The sequence below is a fragment of the Desmospora profundinema genome (assembly GCF_031454155.1).
In the GTDB taxonomy this organism is placed as follows: Bacteria; Bacillota; Bacilli; order Thermoactinomycetales; family DSM-45169; genus Desmospora; species Desmospora profundinema.
Genome location: NZ_JAVDQG010000005.1, coordinates 23,601 through 41,188, shown reverse-complemented (window position 1 = coordinate 41,188; position 17,588 = coordinate 23,601). Strand labels below are relative to the sequence as shown.

Here is a 17,588-nt window from a genome sequence, read left to right as displayed (position 1 = left end):
AAAAAAAAAAGCTTGCATTCATCCGAATTCCCTTCTATAATGTCCGTTATATACAGACATCTGTTCATCAAGAGGAGACGATGCGGATAAGGGGGATTTTGATCCATGAAGGAGAGGGACGAGACGTACTTTTTGATTCGGTCGGATATGTTGCCGGAAGCGATTCAGAAGACGGTGGAGGCGAAGTCCCTTCTCGCCTCGGGGGAAGTGCAGACGGTGCAGGAGGCGGTGGAACAGGTCGGGATGAGCCGCAGTTCGTTTTATAAATACAAGGATGGGGTTTATCCCTTTAACGCATTGATGAAAGAGAAGATTATTACCATCTCCCTCACACTGGAACATCGGGCGGGAGTGTTGTCCAGCATTTTGTCATACTTGGCAACGCAACGGGGGAACGTGCTCACCATCAACCAGACGATTCCCCTTCAGGGAGTGGCCGGCGTTACTATGTCGTTGGACACTGCCCAGATGATTACCGATGTGACCACGATGCTGGAAGGATTAAAGTCGCTGGATGGGGTGAAACAAGCCCAGTTGGTCTCCAGAGGTGAGTGACAAAGAGATACGGATCATTCAGGGAGTGAGGGAAATCATGGCGGTACAAGAGATCAAAGTGGGCCTGATGGGTTTGGGCACCGTCGGTTCGGGGGTGGTGCGATTGGTGGAACGTCACCAAGAGGACCTGTGGAATCAGACGGGGTGTACCATCACCATCGAAAAGGCGCTGGTGCGGGACAAACAAAAGGAGCGGGCTGTCCGTCTGCCGGAGGGGGTTTTGACCGACAAGCCGGAAGAGTTGCTCCATCATGACGGGATCGATATCGTGGTGGAGGTGATGGGAGGAATCGAACCGACCCGCGGGTACATCCGTCAAGCATTGGAAACCGGAAAACATGTGGTTACCGCCAACAAGGACCTGATGGCGCTTCACGGGGCAGAACTGCTGTCGGTAGCGGCTAAAAACCATTGCGATGTGTTTTATGAAGCCAGTGTGGCCGGCGGAATCCCCATCCTGCGGGCGTTGGTGGAAGGATTTTCTTCAGACCGCATCACACGCATGGTGGGGATTGTAAACGGGACCACCAACTTTATCCTGAGTGAAATGAAGAAAAATGGAATGGCATTTGAAGATGCCTTGGCGGAAGCACAACGGCTGGGGTACGCCGAAGCGGATCCCACCGCTGATGTGGACGGTTGGGATGCCGCCCGTAAGATGGCGATTCTGGCCACCCTGGGCTTTCATACTGAATGGCCCCTGGATGAGGTGAAAGTGCGGGGGATCGGGGATGTAACGCTGGAGGATGTCCGGTTTGCCGGTCAATTGGGATACACGCTGAAACTGGTGGGGATCGCCAGACAGGATGAGGGAAAAGTGGAAGTGAGTGTCCAGCCGGCATTGCTTCCCGACGAACATCCGCTGTCGTCGGTGGACGGGGTGTACAATGCGGTTTACGTCCATGGGGAAGCGGTCGGAGAGACGATGTTTTATGGTCCGGGTGCGGGAGAGTTACCGACGGCGACGGCGGTTGTTTCCGATCTGGTGACCGTGGTGAAAAATCAGAAACTGGGGGTTAATGGACGTTCGGTGGTGGCCCCTTACCGGGAACACAAGCCCAAAGCCCCTGCGGATATCTGGTCCAAACATTATTTCTGCCTCCATGTGGCGGATGAGGCTGGAGTATTGGCCGGTATTACCCAGCTGTTTGCCGATAAAGGAGTCAGCTTGGAAAAAGTGTTGCAGGTGCCCCGGACACGGGAGCAAGAGGCGGAGATTATTCTGGTTACCCACCAGGCTAACGGCGAGCAGTTACTTCACATTATCGAAGGGCTGGAAGCCTTGCCGACCGTGGTTCGCATTCAAAGTCACTACCGTGTGGAAGGGGGAGAACATTGATGAATCGGATGGGCATCTTGAAACAGTATCGCGAGTACCTTCCTGTGACACGGGATACCCCTGCCCTCACCCTGTACGAGGGCAATACCCCCTTGGTTCACCTGGAACGATTGTCGGAAGCGTGGGGGGTGGAACTCTTTGCCAAAGTGGAGGGTTTCAACCCGACGGGATCCTTCAAGGACCGGGGGATGGTGGTGGCTGTAGCCAAGGCGGCGGAAGCGGGTAGTCGTGCCGTCATCTGTGCATCCACCGGCAATACCTCTGCTTCCGCAGCCGCATATGCCGCCCGTATGGGGATGCGGGCCGTGGTGGTGGTGCCGGATGGCCACATCGCACTGGGCAAACTCTCGCAAGCGGTGGTGTATGGAGCAGAAGTGCTGGCCATCCAGGGGAATTTCGATGAAGGGTTGAAGATTGTGCGGCGGATCGCGGATGAACAAGATGTGACATTGGTTAATTCCGTTAATCCCTATCGAATCGAAGGACAGAAAACGGGGGCCTTCGAGGTGTGCGAACAGTTGGGTGCGGCACCGGATGTGTTGGCGATTCCGGTAGGGAATGCCGGCAATATTACTGCTTATTGGAAAGGATTCCAGGAATATCGGGATCGGGGTCGGATCGATTCACTCCCGCTCATGCGCGGATTTGAAGCGGAAGGAGCAGCCGCCATTGTCCGCGGGGAACCTATCGCCCAACCGGAGACCGTGGCGACGGCCATCCGCATCGGCAATCCGGCCAGTTGGGAATCGGCGGTACGGGCGGCGGATGAATCGGGCGGAGCGATTGACTCCGTCACCGATGCGGAAATCCTAGAGGCGTACCGGGAACTGACGCGACTGGAAGGGCTGTTTGCGGAACCGGCATCTGCCGCCTCCCTGGCCGGTGTGAAGAAAGCACGCCGGGAAGGGAAGATTTCCACTGGTGCAAAAGTGGTGGCCGTTCTCACGGGGAATGGGTTGAAGGATCCGTCCACTGCGATGGAAGCCGTTCCGGTGAAGCCGCTCCGCCTTCCTAACGACTTTGACGCAGTGGCACAGGCGATCCGGGAGCCGAGGAGGGCTTCCCATGCACCCCTTTGAAGTGCGGGTTCCCGGGAGCACCGCCAACCTGGGTTCGGGATTTGATTCCGTCGGGATGGCGATCGACCACTGGCTCACTCTGCACGTGACACCGGCGTTGCAAACGGAGGTGGTCCCCATCGATCCCCATCTGCGGGAGATTCAAACCGACGGGGAGAATCTCATCCTGCAAGTGATGGCTGCTTGTTTTGCCGAGGCCGGTCAACCGATGCCCCAATGCCGGGTGGAGGTATCTAGCGACATTCCCCTGGCGCGGGGATTGGGAAGCAGCGCCGCTGCCATTGTCGGCGGTTTGGCGGCGGCCAATCACCTGCTGGGGGAACCCTGGGAGCGGGATGTGTTGTATCAAAAGGCGGTACGGTGGGAAGGACATCCGGACAACGTAGGGGCCTCTCTGTTCGGGGGTGTGGTGATTGCCTCCTGGGACGGAGACCGGCTCGACTACATCACCGCTTCCCCCCCTCCATTTCTGCTGGTGGCGGCCGTTCCCCGCATGCAGTTGAAAACGGCCAAGGCACGCCAAGTATTGCCGAACACCCTCGCTCACCCGGAGGCGGTAATGGGGAGCAGCCGAGCCAACTTGTTGGTGGCCGGTCTCCTTACCGGAGACCGGCAGGCGTTGGCAGCGGGGCTAAACGATCGTTTTCACCAACCTTACCGGACATCCTTGGTGCCGGGGCTAAAGGCGGTATTGGAAGGGGTGACCCGCCACGGAGGCATCGGTGCTTTTCTCAGTGGGGCGGGTCCGACGGTGATGGCATTTGCGGATGATCCGGTCCAGGTGGAAAGATTTTTGGTTTCCGCTTTGGCTGATGCCGATGTCCAGGCCGATGTCTATTCACTGGAATCGGTTTCCACAGGGGCGACCGTCCGATTGACAGCAATGGAAGATCGTAGTACAGTGTGTGGAAACATAAAAGGAGCGAGTGCGAGTCGATGAAGGAACCGGTTGCCTATCTGGGGCCAAGGGGGACGTTCACCCACGAAGCGGCCCGACGCATGTTTCCGGAAGAGCACTATTTATTGCACCCCTGTGATTCCATACCCGATGTGCTGACCGCCGTTGACAGCGGGGAGACCCCTTACGGGGTAGTGCCGGTGGAAAACGCCATCGAAGGTTCGGTTACACTGACTCTGGATTGGCTGACTCATCATGTGGATGTTCCCATCACTGCGGAAGTGGTGGTGCCCATTGATCAATGTCTGTTTTGCCATCCTGACCATAAAGAGACGGAGCTCTCCCGCTTCACCCGGATCCTTTCTCATCCGCAGGCGGTAGCGCAATGCAGGGAGTACCTGCGTCAACATGTGCCCGATGCAGTCGTCTCTTACGTGGACAGCACGGCAGATGCCGCCCGCCGTGTCGGTTCCCAGGGACGTGATCGGTGGTTGGCCATCGGACCGCGGTCGGCTGGGGCTCTTTATGGACTGTATCAGCGGGATGCGGCCATCCAGGATTACGAAAACAATATCACCCGCTTTATCGCCGTTGGCAAAACGGTGCCGGAACGAAAGCAGCCTCGTTGTCGTAAGACGAGTTTGCTTCTCTCCTTGCCGGAGGACTATCCCGGAGCTCTGTACAATGTGCTCGCTTCTTTCGTCCGACAGGGGATCAACCTGTCTCGGCTGGAATCCCGTCCGACTAAAAAGCGGCTGGGAACCTATCGGTTTTTCATCGATGCGGAGAAGGAGATCGACGATCTCGCAATGAAACAGGCGATGGATGAAATCCGCGACCGTGGTTGTACCGTACGTCTGCTTGGTTCCTATCCCTGTTTTTCGGGAGAGTCGAGCAATTCGTCGGAATCGCTTGACAATCGTGACCATGGGGCATATAATCATCGTTAAAATTAAATCTCATTGTATGATTCAGAAGGGCGCCTAGGGTTCCGCTTCTTACAAAAAGGAAGGCTGGTCCGAGCGGCGCCAACACCTGACACCGGGTGTACACCGTGGGGACAAAAGCCCCGTGCGGCAGGTTCTGAGGTCTGGTTTGACCTGCGCGCGGAGGCTTTTTGATATAGGAAAACCAATCGGGGGTGGAGGAAAATGGAAGAACGTTGGGTGTACATGAATGGTCGTTATGTGAAAAAGGAGGAGGCGACAGTTTCCATTTTCGATCATGGATTCCTCTATGGGGACGGTATTTTTGAGGGGATCCGGGTCTATGACGGGAATGTGTTCCGGTTGCGGGATCATCTGGTACGTCTGTATGAGTCGGCGCGATCCATCATGCTGGACATTCCGTTGAAAATCGAGGAGTTGGAGCAGTCCGTCGTGGAAGCTGTTCGCAAAAACGAGTTAAGGGACGCCTATATCCGTCTAGTCGTCTCACGGGGAAAAGGGGAGCTCTGCCTGGACCCCTCCAAGTGTAACGACCCCCAAGTGATCATCATTGTTGATCAAGTCCGATTATTCCCGCAGGAGACCTATGATCGGGGACTAAAGATCATCACCGTTCCCACCCGGCGGAACGTACCGGATGCACTCAACCCTAAAATTAAATCCCTGAACTATCTGAACAACATCCTGGTTAAGATCGAAGCCAACCAAGCCGGCGTCGGGGAAGCGCTCATGCTGAACGGCGACGGTTATGTGGCGGAAGGTTCCGGAGACAACATCTTTTTGGTGAAAAAAGGGATCCTCTATACCCCGCCGGGCTATGTGGGTGCACTGGAGGGCATCACGCGCCAGGCGATTATGGATTTGTGTGAACGAAACGGATACACGGTGAAGGAGCAACCCTTCACCCGTCACGATGTGTATGTGGCTGATGAGGTGTTCCTCACCGGGACCGCCGCCGAAGTAATCGCGGTGGTGAACGTGGACGGACGCACCATTGCCGACGGTGTCCCTGGACCCGTCACCCAGCACCTGTTAAAGGAATTCCGCCAGCTGGTGACTGTCGACGGGACGCAAGCGTTTCCGGAAGATGCAGCGGCCAAGGAAAAAGTGGCAGCCGGGCAAGCTGGATGACGGAGAAGTAAACGATCCGGATCGCTGAAAAGCCGACTCTCTCCAGTTGGAGAGAATCGGCTTTTTTGATTGGGATTACAGATCGTCATTGTCTTCAGTCGTGAGTGTCATTGGGTTAAGGATATTACATCCCCCGCAGACGGCGGATCCGCTCTTCTGCAGGCGGATGGGTGGAGAAGAGACCGGTCATTTTCTTTTTCAGGGGATCGGAGAAGTACAGCATGGCGGAGGCGTTGGATGCTTCCTTTACCGGTTCCCGGACCCCCGCAATCTTTTCCAAGGCCGAAGCTAAGGCATAGGGGTTGCGGCACAACTCCGCCCCGCTGGCATCGGCCAGGTATTCCCGGTTGCGGGAGATGGCCAGGCGGATGATGGTGGCGATAAACGGAGAGAGGAATAACAATACCAATGCCACCACGTAGACGATGGGGTGAACATTTCGTTCCCGCCGCCCCCAGAACAAGATCCGGGATCCGAAATCGCTCAGGATGGCGATCACCGAAACCAAGGCGAGGGCAATAGTGGCCAGGCGGATGTCGTAGTTTTTGATGTGAGCCACCTCATGGGCCAACACCGCCTCCACTTCTTCCCGGTTGAGGCGGTCCATCAAGCCGGTTGTGACCGCCACCGCTCCGTCTTTGGGGGAGATGCCGGTGGCAAACGCGTTGGGACTGGGGTCCTGGATAATGAAAATCCGCGGGGTGGGGACCCTGGCGGCCATGGCCAATCCCTCCACGGTATGCCAGAGGAAGGGGTGGTCTTCTTTCTGTTTCACTTCCTGGGCGTGGTTCATCGCCATGACGACCCGGGTGCTGGACAGTACCATGAACAAGGTGTACCCAATGGCGAGAAGACCAGCGAAGGTGGCTCCCCACAGAGGCTCGCCCATTTGGATGTAGCTGACGCTGGCTCCCACCAGCAGGACAAACAGGATAAATCCGGTAACAATCAGAACCGTTTTACGCTTGTTGGATTCAATCTGTTGGTGAAGAAGCATGGTTGACCCTCCTTCGTCAGAAGGAGACCTTCACGTTTTGCCGCTCTTCCGCCGGGGTCTCCAACATCTCCCGGCGCGTGAAGCCGTGAACGGAAGCCACGATATTGGTGGGGATTGACTGAACCTTAATGTTGTATGCCATGACCGTTTTGTTGTAACTCTGACGAGAGTAGGCGATCTTATTCTCCGTGCCTGTCAGTTCTTCCTGCAGCATCAGGAAGTTTTGATTGGCTTTCAAGTCGGGATAGGATTCCGACAGCGCAAATAAGCTTTTCAGTCCGGCACTCAGTTGATTGTTGGCCTCCATCTCGTCGTTGCGGCTGTTTCCCTGGGTGAACATCCGGTTGCGGGCTTCAATCACTTGTTCCAAGGTTTCACGCTCGTGTTTGGCGTATCCTTTCACTGTCTCCACCAGGTTGGGAATTAAATCGTAGCGCCGCTTCAATTGGACATCGATCTGGGCCCACGATTCCTCCACCCAGTTGCGGTACTTAACCAGGGAGTTGTATGTGGCAAACCAAAAAAGAATAAGGACAACGACGACGATTCCAACGATCAATAAAGTCAATGCGTTCCCTCCTTGAGAATAGGTCGATCGGTGTGATCAAGACTCTTGTGATCCACCTTTTTTATTATAGCGGAGAGGGGGTGGAAGCAGTAGGATATCCGTTAATCTTCTTCGTCGATCACGATTTCCACCCGCACCAAAACCCCTCCGTTGTATACGCCGTAGACAGGAAATAAGCCGTCGATCTCCGTCTTCACCGCCACCTCCGCTTAAATCTTCCATTTCCCCTGTACCGGTGTCACATATCCGTTCCAAACTGTCGTCCCGCTTTCCTCCATAAACAGTTTAAATCCCGCCTGATGGGCGATTTCCCGCAGAGTTTGCCGGTTACATTTGTCAGCGTCCACCCGATAACGCTTTCCGACTGCCTCCACATCCACTTTCTTCTCCTTTAAAGAAGCGGCGACGGTTTCGACACCCCAGAATTTAATCCACGTTTACAGTCTGGGGGTGTTGGGAGCCGTGATGGTGGTGGTTGGAGCCCTTATGGATGTTGGAATCAATATTTTCGTAGAGCTTTAATCGTAAACCAAACCGGATACCGGCAAGGATCCGCTTGCCGGTTTTTTTGTGATGGATAGGGGTTGCGTTTCCGCGCGGTCGGTGATACATTGTCTTTCGGAATCCTTCGTATGTGCGATTGTACTGAAAATTTTGTTTGTCATTTGAATATCCTATGAAGAAGCAGAGTGACGGAAAGGGTTGGGGGATGTGCACGTGTTGTCGAAACGGGAGTCATTCGTGATTGGTTTAATGCTGTTCGCTCTGTTTTTTGGGGCTGGAAATATGATTTTTCCACCGGCCTTGGGACAAGCTGCGGGATCGAATCTGTGGCCTGCCCTTATCGGTTTTATTATCACGGGTGTCGGGTTGCCTCTGCTGGGAGTGATTGCGGTTGGTGTCAGTGGAGGAAACTTGCAGGCGATGGCCGGCAAGGTGCATCCCGTCTTTGGTGTTATTTTTCCCACCATTGTCTATTTAGCGATTGGTCCGATGTTCGGGATTCCCCGGACCGGTACAGTCGCTTTTGAGATGGGGGCCTCCCCTTTTCTTTCGGAAGGACTTCGGGAGGGTGTATGGCCGTTGTTTCTCTATACCGTGATTTTCTTTGGCCTTACTTTTTGGTTGGCGTTAAACCCTTCCAAGCTGGTGGGGCGGATCGGTAAAATCCTGACACCGGTTCTGCTGGCCCTGATTGTCATGCTTTTAATCAAGAGTTGGCTGGATCCCATCGGAGGATTGGCCAAGCCGGTGGAAGCGTACGAATCCACGCCTTTTGTGAACGGTTTTCTGGAAGGATACCTTACGATGGATACCTTGGGGGCGTTGGTATTTGGGATCGTGGTCATCAACGCGATCCGCGACCGGGGTGTGACAGGTTCGCGCGATGTAGCCCGTAACGCGATCCGAGCGGCTGTTGTCGCAGGTGTGGGGTTGGCCTTCTTTTACCTGGTGTTGGGATACTTGGGCGGCACCAGTGCCGTTTTGGGGGAATCGGATAATGGCGCGCAGATCCTGGCTCGGGTGTCTCATGAATTGTTTGGTCCGGTGGGAGTATTGCTGTTGGGATCGGCGGTCACCATCGCTTGTCTTACGACATCAGTGGGTTTGGTGACAGCCGCCTCTCTCTTTTTCTCCCGGCTGTTGCGTGTTTTGTCCTATAACCAGGTGGCTCTCGCACTCTGCCTGGTCAGCTTGGGTGTGGCCAACCTGGGGCTGACGCAGATTATTACCATCTCTGTACCGGTATTGGTGGCGGTTTATCCCATTGCCATCGTTCTGATTATCCTGACCTTGCTGGATCAGGTGTTGTCGGTACGCACGCCCGTCTTTGTGGGAGCATTGGTTGGCACAGCGTTGATCAGCCTATTTGACGGCTTGGCCGCTTTCCATGTGCCGCTGGGTGTATGGGGCCAGTGGCTTGCCCTGATTCCGCTGCAGCCGGAAGGAATCGGATGGTTGTTCCCCGCTCTCATCGGGGGGATCATCGGAGCGATGTGGAATCTTTTTACCGGTGGCGATGCTGCAGTGAAAAAGCGTACGGTGACGAATGGGAAAAACAGTTGACGGGGAAGGTCCCAAATGGGGCCTTCTTTTTTTGCAGGTAGAATGGAAACCATTACATTCTGCCGGTATGAAAACCGGGATAAACGGTTAAACACGAAAATGAGAGTCAAAATCTGAATCCTTCAGCGAGAAAACAGGGAAATGATAAACGGGTTGGAAGGAGAATGGGGATGTTCAGAAGCTTGCGTGAGCGCGTCACGTTGAATAACCGTGTACAGATGCCCTGGGTGGGGTTGGGTTTGTACAAGGTCCGACCCGGTGAAGAGGTGGAGCGGGTGGTACAACAGGCCTTGGAGCTGGGATATCACCATTTTGATACCGCAGCCGCATACGGCAACGAAGAGGGGGTGGGCCGGGCGGTTCGCAACTCAGGAGTGCCCCGTGAGGATGTGTTTATCACCACAAAAGTGTCAAACGACCGTCAGGGATACGGCTCTACCTTAGAAGCATTTGAGGAAAGTCTGGAACGGTTGGGGACGGACTATATCGACCTGTACCTGATTCATTGGCCGGTGCCGGGAAAATATGTGGATACGTGGAGAGCGTTGGAGCGGCTGCATGATGAGGGAAGAATCAAAGCCATCGGTGTCAGCAATTTCGAGATCCATCATTTGAGAGATGTGATGGATGCAGGCTCAGTAACGCCTGCTGTCAACCAAATTGAGTTTCATCCCTATCTCACACAGGGTGCGCTGGTTTCTTTTTGTAAAAACGAAGGGATTCGACCAGTGGCATGGTCCCCTCTGTGCAGAGGCAAGCTGCTGAAGGAGCCGGTCATCCAAAAAATCGCCGAAAGGCATGGGAAAAATGAGGCTCAGGTGGTCCTTCGCTGGGACCTGGAAAAAGGGGTAGCCACCATTCCTAAAACAGTAAGGGAAGAACGGATGAGAAATAATGCGAATCTGTTCGACTTTGATTTATCCCAAGATGAAGTCGCCCAGATCGATGCGTTAAATAAAAACGAGCGAATCGGTCCCCATCCGGATCAGATTGATTTTTGATAGTGAAGATTAAAAGCCGGTGTCCTGTCCAATCGCACCGGCTTTGGTTTGCCTATCATCCTACTGCCCCCGTGTGGCCGGGGACGTTCGTTTGTTTTGGATCGAGGTGCGCTCCAAGCGACCGCAGCTCCGCCAAAAATCCAAGCAAGTCCATCCAAAACCAGGGGTAGGGTGTATCGGGAGCGGGGCTACTCCACACCGACAAAAGTAAAAGGTTAAGGATTGGGAAGTTCAGGATTGATAAGAGAAGGAAAAATTTCCAACTTCCCGGCATAGGCTTCAAGATGGGAGGGGAAGCGATGCGTATTTTCTTAACCATCTTGATTACTTGTATGGTGCTGTATGTTATTTTTTTGGCATGGTCGTTGGTGGAGAAATTTAACCAAGCCGAAGGTCATCCGATGGGTACATCACCGATTTTCGGGCTGGTTTCCGCCCCGACAGAGCCTCACACCACCCGCTCGCCTATTACACTTTGATCGCTCGATTCATAGCAAAACGCAGCCCGTCACGGGCTGCGTTTTGATTAGTCATTTATTTTAACCATTCCGTGTGAAAGGTTCCTTCTTTGTCAATGCGTTGGTAGGTGTGGGCACCGAAGTAGTCCCGTTGAGCCTGCAGCAGGTTGGCGGGCAACCGGGCGCAGCGATAACTGTCATAGTATGCAAGGGCGGAGGACAAGCCCGGAACGGGAATGCCCTGTTGGATGGCTAAAGAGACCACCTTGCGCCAGGAATCCTGATATCGTTCCACGATGTCTTTAAAATACGGGGAGAGAAGCAAGTTAGCCAATGCCGGCTCGGCGTCGTAGGCTTCTTTGATGTTTTGCAGGAAGCGTGCCCGGATAATGCAGCCGCCACGGAAGATCATGGCGATGCTGCCGTAATCCAAATCCCATTCGTATTCGTCGGAAGCGGCCTTCATCTGGGCGAAGCCCTGGGCGTAGGAACAGATCTTGCTGGCGTAGAGCGCCTGGCGGATCGCCTCAATCCACTCTTCCTTGTTGTCGACGCCGGTGGCAACCGGTCCGGGAAGAACTTGAGCGGCCCGTTCCCGTTCCGCTTTCATCGCAGACAGGAAGCGAGAGAAGACGGATTGGGTGATAATGGAGAGTGGCACGCCCAAATCGAGCGCACTTTGGCTGGTCCATTTGCCGGTGCCTTTTTGACCCGCCGTATCCAGAATCACATCTACGATCGGTTTGCCGGTTTCGTCGTCTTTTTTGGTGAAAATGTCGGCGGTGATTTCGATCAGGTAGCTGTCCAGTTCCCCTCGATTCCATTCGGAGAAGACCTGGTGAAGCTTGTCCGTAGACAGTTCCAGAACGTCTTTCATTAGGTGGTATGCTTCCGTAATCAGTTGCATATCCCCGTATTCAATGCCGTTGTGCACCATTTTGACATAGTGGCCGGCACCGTCAGGGCCGATATAGGTGGTGCAGGGTTCGCCGTTCACTTGGGCGGCGATGGCGGAGAAGATGGGAGCCACCTGTTCATAGGCGCTCCGCGGTCCGCCGGGCATAATAGACGGCCCTTTTAATGCGCCTTCTTCACCGCCGGAAACGCCTGCACCGACAAAGCGGAACCCGGCCTCTTCCAGCTCCTTGCTGCGGCGCAGGGTGTCCTGGAAGAAGGCGTTGCCTCCGTCGATGAGGATGTCCCCTTCATCCAACAGCGGTTTCAGTTGTTCGATGGTGGCGTCGGTGGCGGATCCGGCTTTTACCATCAACATGATTTTGCGCGGTGATTCCAGGGAATGAACGAATTCTTCCAATGTGTAGGTGCCGACGATATTTTTTTGGCCGGCCTCTTCCATAAATGCATCTGTTTTTTCACGGGAGCGGTTGTATACGGAGACGGAGAAACCCTTAGACTCCATATTAAGAGCAAGGTTTTTCCCCATGACGGCTAAACCGATTACTCCGATCTGTTGCTTCGACAATGGTTTTCCATCCTTTCTGTCATGAAGGTCCCTAAGAGAAGGATATCCGTCCGGGGGAAAAAAGTCCACCCGGGACTTTTTATGACCCGGATGTTCAGGCCAAAACGTCTTTGCGAATAAACACGGTGAAGGCGACAGCGAGGGAGACAAGCGACCAGGTTCCCAGGACTGTCAGGGAGAAGGGAAGGGTCATCCCTTCGATCATGGTCGGGTTGCCGCTGAGGTAGTCCGTCAGCCGCAGGTTGGTAAAGGCCAGATATTTCAAGGTGGACCATGACGGGGCTAGCTGGGTGAGCAGGCTGCCGGAAATCAGGGCTGCCATCATGATCCCCATGCTGGCAGCGGTGCTTCTGACCAACACTGAGACCATAAAGGCGATGGTGGCCACGGCCACACAGGAGAACCAACCCAAGCCGTACCCCATCAGGATGGCTTGCCATTGTGGGATCAGGCGCACCTCATCCGTGAGCAGTTCGCCGTTTTCTTCTTGAAATCCGGTTAATACCGGCATTGTCCAGCCGGAATACCCGAAGATCACACCGGAGATCAGATAACCCAATACCGCAGTCGCCATTACCACCAGTGAGACGACGAGAAGCAGGGCGAGATACTTGCTGAGCAAGATGCGCCACCGTCGTACCGGTCGGGTGAGCAACATCTTGATGGTGCCGGCGGAATGTTCCGACGAGACGATATCGGAGGCGACCACTACCACCAACAAAGGTAAAAACAGGGATATGGACTCCTGGATAAACTGCCGCACAAAGGTGGGGGCACCCGGTGCCATCGGGTTGATGTCATGATCCAGGTAGTATTGTTGTTGTTGAATGTTCAATTTGAGATATTCCCGCCATTCTTCCGGTAGGCGGCTGGAGGAGAGGCGGTTTTGGCTGTCGATAATCTGCTGTTGAAGCACCGAACGCCAATCGTCCGTGCCCAATTGTTCCACTGTGTTTTGGACGGTACGGTATTGGGCGTAGGTGAAGATGGGGATCAGGATGGCTACGATCAGAAGGACAACCAGCAGCCGTTTTTTCTTTACCATCTTCAACAGTTCGTTGTAGATGAGGCTGATTCCGTTACGCAATGTGATCTCCCTCCGTCATTTGGAGGAAGACATCCTCCAGAGTCGGATGTTTCCGCCGGATCTCGGTCACTTGGACACCGGCTTCCAGAAGTGCCCGATTGACGTCAGCGATCGAATCTTCCGGGAGATGGGTGCGGATGACACCGCTGTCGGAAAGAGACTCCAGGGCAGTGACGGCAGGAAGGGAACGAAATATCTCCACACCTTTTTCCGTCGGATGCACACGCCATTCCACGGGTGACTCCCCCTCGAGAAGCTGGCTGACGGGTCCTGTTCGAACCACTTTCCCTTTACTGATTATGGCGACTCGGTCACATAACAGTTGAACTTCATGCAGAATGTGGCTGGAGATAAAGACGCTGATTCCCTGCTCTTTGGCGAGTCGTTGGATAAACCGGCGCATCTCCCGTATACCGGATGGATCCAAACCGTTGGTGGGTTCGTCCAGGATCAGCAACCGGGGACGGCGCAGGAGTGCCTGGGCAATCCCCAGCCGTTGGCGCATGCCGAGGGAGTATGTTTTTACAGGTTCGTCGATTCGATCCCTCAGTTCGACTAGTTGTACCACTTCTTCGATCCGCTCCGTTGGGATTTGCCCTTCCATTCGGGCGAAATGTTCCAGATTTTCTCGTCCGGTGAGATAGGGGTACATCTCCGGGTTTTCAACGATGGCTCCCACTTGGCTGATCGCTTGAGTAAAGTGTCGGGTGAGGTCGTGTCCCTCGATGGTGACCGTTCCGCCGGTGGGACGAATCAGACCCACCAGCATGCGGATAGTGGTTGTTTTTCCGGCACCGTTGGGCCCTAAAAAACCAAAAATTTCCCCCTCCCACACATCGAAAGCGACATCCTGAACGATTTTCCGTTTTCCGATGGTTTTGCTCAATCCTCGAACGGACAAAACAGCCTTGCGATCATTACCGGGCATCCGTATTCACCTCCGGTCGTTCCTCCCATGCGTTTAGCGTTTGCAAGAGACGGTCAGCCATCATCTGATAACCGTTGTCATTGGGATGGAAATGATCCGTATACAGGTAGTGGTCAGGATTGAGCTGAAATAGGTCGTACACAGGGATCATGACCACACCGGGGTCGTTTGCTATGGTTTCTTCGATGCTTTGATTCCATTCGCGTACCAGAGCATCGGTGGTCTCACGATCCTCCAAGTTGCCAAAGGGATTATAGAGACCGAAGATAAGCACCGGAGCCTCGGGATTTTCCTTCCGGATCGATTCCAGTATGGTTTTCAAATTGTCGACGTACTCTTCCTTGGTAGCGGTAGCTTCATTCCGGTCGATGGATTCTAAGGAGCCGCTTCCGCGAAATAGGTCGTTTCCCCCGATGGTTAAGGTAATCCAACTGGCGTTGTTCAGGAGATCACGAACTTGTTTTTGCGTCAGTTGCTGTTTCAACTCAGACGAGGTTTGTCCTTTAATTCCCAAGTTGACGGCGTTGACGGTCGGATCTTGTTCCCGGAGGGACGAACGTACCCGGCCAAAATATCCCTGTCCGGTAGCGTCGCCGGTTCCCCGGGTGAGGGAATCTCCCAGACTGACCAGTAGACGTTCACCACCGGGAGTAGCTATGGTGTCGGTTTCTCTTGCTTCCTCTGGTTGGGGGGCGGAGGAGGTTCCCGTTACTTCCGCCAAAGCCCAGGAAAATCCAATCAACAGGAGTACGAGCGACGTAAATGACAAAATGTAGATTGTGATCCAAAGCGGTCGACCTTTGATTTTCATATTCGACTCCTTTACGTGGGGTAGCACATCACCTAACTGCTATGTAGGAGGAGGGGTGTGATTGAAGGGAAATCAAGTTTTCGCTTCCGGACCGTCGATCATATCTTTTCCTCCTCTTATAGGGGGCAAACCGCCCATGGGTGCATATACATAGTACCGAGTTTGTTTTTTTAGGGAGGGAACGAAGAGTGAAATTGCACATCGTGCAGCCCGGGGACACCGTGTGGTCGATCGCCCGTCGCTTCGACATCCCGATTCAGACCCTGTTGCACGCCAATGATGACCTCGGGGACCCTGATCGCTTGGAGCCCGGGACCAAGGTGCGGATTCCCACCGGTAAGGTTCCGGTCTCTTTGCATAAAACAAGCGAAGCAGCGGTCCAGCAGGAGCCGACACCCTCACCATCGAAGGAAAGCTCCAGTTCCAGAGAGTCATCGATGGAACGGCCATCACTGGGAAGAGATTGGAGGGTTCCGCCCCCCTATCCTTCTCCGGGAGTGCCGCCCATGCCTGAAGCCCCTAAGTACCAACCTCAGGAGCCCATGCCGCTGATGCCGCCGGGTACGATGCCCTCTCCATACCCAGGGTTGACTCCCGACATGCCGCCTACTACCTATCCCACCCCCGCACAACCACCCAGAAAAGGTTGTGGTTGTGGCCCGAAACAGCCCGCACATCCATATCCCCCTTCACCAATGATGCCGGGACCGGGCTATCCCGCACCGGGTCCGATGCATCCGATGCCGGGACCGGGCTATCCCGCACCGGGTCCGATGTATCCGATGCCCGGGATGGGCTATCCCGCACCCGGTCCGATGTATCCGATGCCCGGGGTGGGTTATCCCGCACCTGGTCACCGATATCCGATGCCCGGGGTGGGTTATCCTGCACCTGGTCACCGATATCCGATGCCCGGGGTGGGTTATCCTGCACCTGGTCACCGATATCCGATGCCCGGAGTAGGCGACCCCGCACCTGGTTATCCAGGCACCCCAGGTATGACTCACCCGATGACACCTTCATCAGAGGAGGCTACTCCCCCGGATGCTCCTCTAAAGGCCCCCTCTTCGTTGGGCCCTCTGCATCCACTGCCTCTGGAAAGCTCGGAACAAAACAACGGTCAGACTCGTGATTACACCGAGCTTTTCCGCAATGAGGAAGAACGGGAGAGCAGTTCCGCCGAGCTGTGAATGGCCGGGAATGGGAAGGGGAGCGTAAGGCAGGTTCGGATGAACACCTCCTTTGGGAACGGTTGCTGGGGGAGCGAATCACCGATATCCAGCCGTTCCGGCGGAATTGGCTGGTGACAACTTCCCATGGTTGTTGGGTGGCAAAGCAGTCGCGGCGACCCGCCTTTCTCCGTTGGTGGGCTGGAGTGGATCGAGAAATGAGGAACCGCGGCTTTAAAGGAATGCCTCGGTGGTTGACGGATGGACAGAAATGGCAATTGTCTGCCTGGATTCAGGGACGAAGTGCCCAATACGGAGATCGGAACGATCTTACTGGCAGTGCGGGTGTACTGGGAAAGTTTCACCGATTGGGACGTAGATTGCATACCCCTACGCTTTCCCCCGGACGCCATTTGATTAGGCGGGTGGAAGAGCGATTCCATTCCTTTGTCCAATTGATCCGTACGACTCCGCCCTCATCCCAGGTACGGCAAGTGTTACAACCGGTGGAGGGAGAACTCCTCCACTGCGGGCAACAAGTGCTGGACGCGCTGGCTCGTTATCCATGGGATTACTGGTGTGGCAGAGAGCAGAGGATGCAAAGTTTGGTTCACCGGGATCTGGCCAGTCACAATTGGGTATGGGACTTTACCGGCAAGGGCTGGCTGATCGATTTTGATACCGCCGGATACGATTTGCAGGTGGGAGATTTGTGGCAATTGCTCTCCCGGGCGATGTGGGAACAGGATTGGGATGTTTCTATCCTGCACCGGACGATGGCTGCCTATGAGAGGGAACGCCCTCTCCCGTTAGTGGAACGGGAGCTGCTCCGGATTCTGTTGGCCTTTCCCAATGAAATCTATCGAGAAGCACTGGGACTGAGCCGAGGTGACCCCGATTATGCACTGGCCCGCACCCTGCCGTATCTACAGAGCTTGGTGGCCAAGGTTTCCCGTTGGCGACCGTGGACTCGCTTTCGGCCGTGGTTGGTCTGAATCGGCTGCATGTGGTAAGATGGAAATGATTGAGGTTCGCATGCGTGGAGAACAACAACAGGACCGCCTTTTTGA

Annotated in this window: 18 protein-coding genes and 1 riboswitch; of the genes, 11 read left to right on the top strand and 7 right to left on the bottom strand. The window is 54.7% G+C overall.

Annotation, left to right across the window (positions count from 1 at the left end):
* Positions 1 to 105 precede the first annotated feature (105 nt).
* The 6 genes from thrR (at position 106) to ilvE (ending at position 5,949) form a co-directional block, all read left to right on the top strand.
* The gene (thrR, locus tag JOE21_RS11525) at positions 106 to 555 is read left to right on the top strand and encodes a transcriptional regulator ThrR (RefSeq protein WP_309866218.1); all 450 of its coding nucleotides are present in this window, start codon (positions 106 to 108) and stop codon (positions 553 to 555) included.
* A 37-nt stretch (positions 556 to 592) separates the two neighbouring features.
* Positions 593 to 1,894 (top strand): homoserine dehydrogenase, encoded by a 1,302-nt coding sequence (locus JOE21_RS11520; protein ID WP_309866216.1) that lies wholly within the window; start codon positions 593 to 595, stop codon positions 1,892 to 1,894.
* A complete protein-coding gene (thrC, locus tag JOE21_RS11515; protein WP_309866214.1) occupies positions 1,894 to 2,973 on the top strand; it encodes a threonine synthase in 1,080 nt (359 codons plus the stop codon). Before JOE21_RS11520 ends, thrC begins: the two co-directional genes overlap by 1 nt.
* Positions 2,960 to 3,913, top strand: coding sequence for a homoserine kinase (gene thrB, locus JOE21_RS11510; RefSeq protein ID WP_309866211.1), 954 nt, complete (start codon positions 2,960 to 2,962; stop codon positions 3,911 to 3,913). Before thrC ends, thrB begins: the two co-directional genes overlap by 14 nt.
* Positions 3,910 to 4,821, top strand: coding sequence for a prephenate dehydratase (pheA, locus tag JOE21_RS11505; protein WP_309866208.1), 912 nt, complete (start codon positions 3,910 to 3,912; stop codon positions 4,819 to 4,821). Before thrB ends, pheA begins: the two co-directional genes overlap by 4 nt.
* A 22-nt stretch (positions 4,822 to 4,843) precedes the next feature.
* A riboswitch (guanidine-I (ykkC/yxkD leader) is annotated at positions 4,844 to 4,949 on the top strand.
* A 73-nt stretch (positions 4,950 to 5,022) separates the two neighbouring features.
* A complete protein-coding gene (gene ilvE / locus JOE21_RS11500) occupies positions 5,023 to 5,949 on the top strand; it encodes a branched-chain-amino-acid transaminase (protein WP_309866205.1) in 927 nt (308 codons plus the stop codon).
* A gap of 124 nt (positions 5,950 to 6,073) precedes the next feature.
* On the opposite strand, the gene htpX is transcribed toward ilvE, so the two are convergent.
* The 3 genes from htpX to JOE21_RS11485 form a co-directional block, all read right to left on the bottom strand.
* A complete protein-coding gene (gene htpX / locus JOE21_RS11495; RefSeq protein WP_309866203.1) occupies positions 6,074 to 6,946 on the bottom strand; it encodes a zinc metalloprotease HtpX in 873 nt (290 codons plus the stop codon).
* Positions 6,947 to 6,962: 16 nt separating this feature from the next.
* A complete protein-coding gene (locus tag JOE21_RS11490; RefSeq protein ID WP_309866200.1) occupies positions 6,963 to 7,514 on the bottom strand; it encodes a LemA family protein in 552 nt (183 codons plus the stop codon).
* Positions 7,515 to 7,723: 209 nt separating this feature from the next.
* Positions 7,724 to 7,894, bottom strand: coding sequence for a hypothetical protein (locus JOE21_RS11485; RefSeq protein WP_309866197.1), 171 nt, complete (start codon positions 7,892 to 7,894; stop codon positions 7,724 to 7,726).
* Positions 7,895 to 8,225: 331 nt separating this feature from the next.
* Between JOE21_RS11485 and brnQ the strand changes: the two genes are divergently transcribed.
* The 3 genes from brnQ (at position 8,226) to JOE21_RS11470 (ending at position 11,061) form a co-directional block, all read left to right on the top strand.
* Entirely contained in the window at positions 8,226 to 9,581 is a 1,356-nt protein-coding gene (gene brnQ / locus JOE21_RS11480; RefSeq protein WP_445347060.1) for a branched-chain amino acid transport system II carrier protein, read from the top strand.
* A gap of 170 nt (positions 9,582 to 9,751) precedes the next feature.
* Positions 9,752 to 10,582 (top strand): aldo/keto reductase, encoded by an 831-nt coding sequence (locus JOE21_RS11475; RefSeq protein ID WP_309866192.1) that lies wholly within the window; start codon positions 9,752 to 9,754, stop codon positions 10,580 to 10,582.
* A 299-nt stretch (positions 10,583 to 10,881) separates the two neighbouring features.
* Entirely contained in the window at positions 10,882 to 11,061 is a 180-nt protein-coding gene (locus JOE21_RS11470; protein WP_309866189.1) for a hypothetical protein, read from the top strand.
* A gap of 55 nt (positions 11,062 to 11,116) precedes the next feature.
* Here the strand turns inward: JOE21_RS11470 and gnd are convergent, their stop codons facing one another.
* The 4 genes from gnd to JOE21_RS11450 form a co-directional block, all read right to left on the bottom strand.
* A complete protein-coding gene (gene gnd / locus JOE21_RS11465) occupies positions 11,117 to 12,523 on the bottom strand; it encodes an NADP-dependent phosphogluconate dehydrogenase (protein WP_309866186.1) in 1,407 nt (468 codons plus the stop codon).
* 94 nt (positions 12,524 to 12,617) lie between these two features.
* Complete coding sequence (locus JOE21_RS11460) at positions 12,618 to 13,610, bottom strand: DUF2705 family protein (protein WP_309866183.1); 993 nt, start codon at positions 13,608 to 13,610, stop codon at positions 12,618 to 12,620.
* On the bottom strand, positions 13,603 to 14,538 hold the full coding sequence (locus tag JOE21_RS11455) for an ABC transporter ATP-binding protein (protein ID WP_309866180.1): 936 nt from the start codon (positions 14,536 to 14,538) through the stop codon (positions 13,603 to 13,605). The genes JOE21_RS11460 and JOE21_RS11455 overlap by 8 nt, the downstream gene beginning before the upstream one ends.
* Entirely contained in the window at positions 14,528 to 15,349 is an 822-nt protein-coding gene (locus tag JOE21_RS11450; RefSeq protein ID WP_309866177.1) for an SGNH/GDSL hydrolase family protein, read from the bottom strand. The genes JOE21_RS11455 and JOE21_RS11450 overlap by 11 nt, the downstream gene beginning before the upstream one ends.
* A gap of 188 nt (positions 15,350 to 15,537) precedes the next feature.
* Here JOE21_RS11450 and JOE21_RS11445 point away from each other — a divergent pair, with 188 nt between their 5' ends.
* Together JOE21_RS11445 and JOE21_RS11440 are read left to right on the top strand one after the other, a co-directional pair.
* Positions 15,538 to 16,539 carry a LysM peptidoglycan-binding domain-containing protein gene (locus JOE21_RS11445; protein ID WP_309866174.1) on the top strand — a complete coding sequence of 334 codons (1,002 nt, stop codon included), beginning with the start codon at positions 15,538 to 15,540 and terminating at the stop codon, positions 16,537 to 16,539.
* Positions 16,536 to 17,513: a phosphotransferase gene (locus JOE21_RS11440; protein WP_309866172.1), complete on the top strand. Its 978-nt coding sequence runs from the start codon at positions 16,536 to 16,538 to the stop codon at positions 17,511 to 17,513. Before JOE21_RS11445 ends, JOE21_RS11440 begins: the two co-directional genes overlap by 4 nt.
* Positions 17,514 to 17,588: the final 75 nt, after the last annotated feature.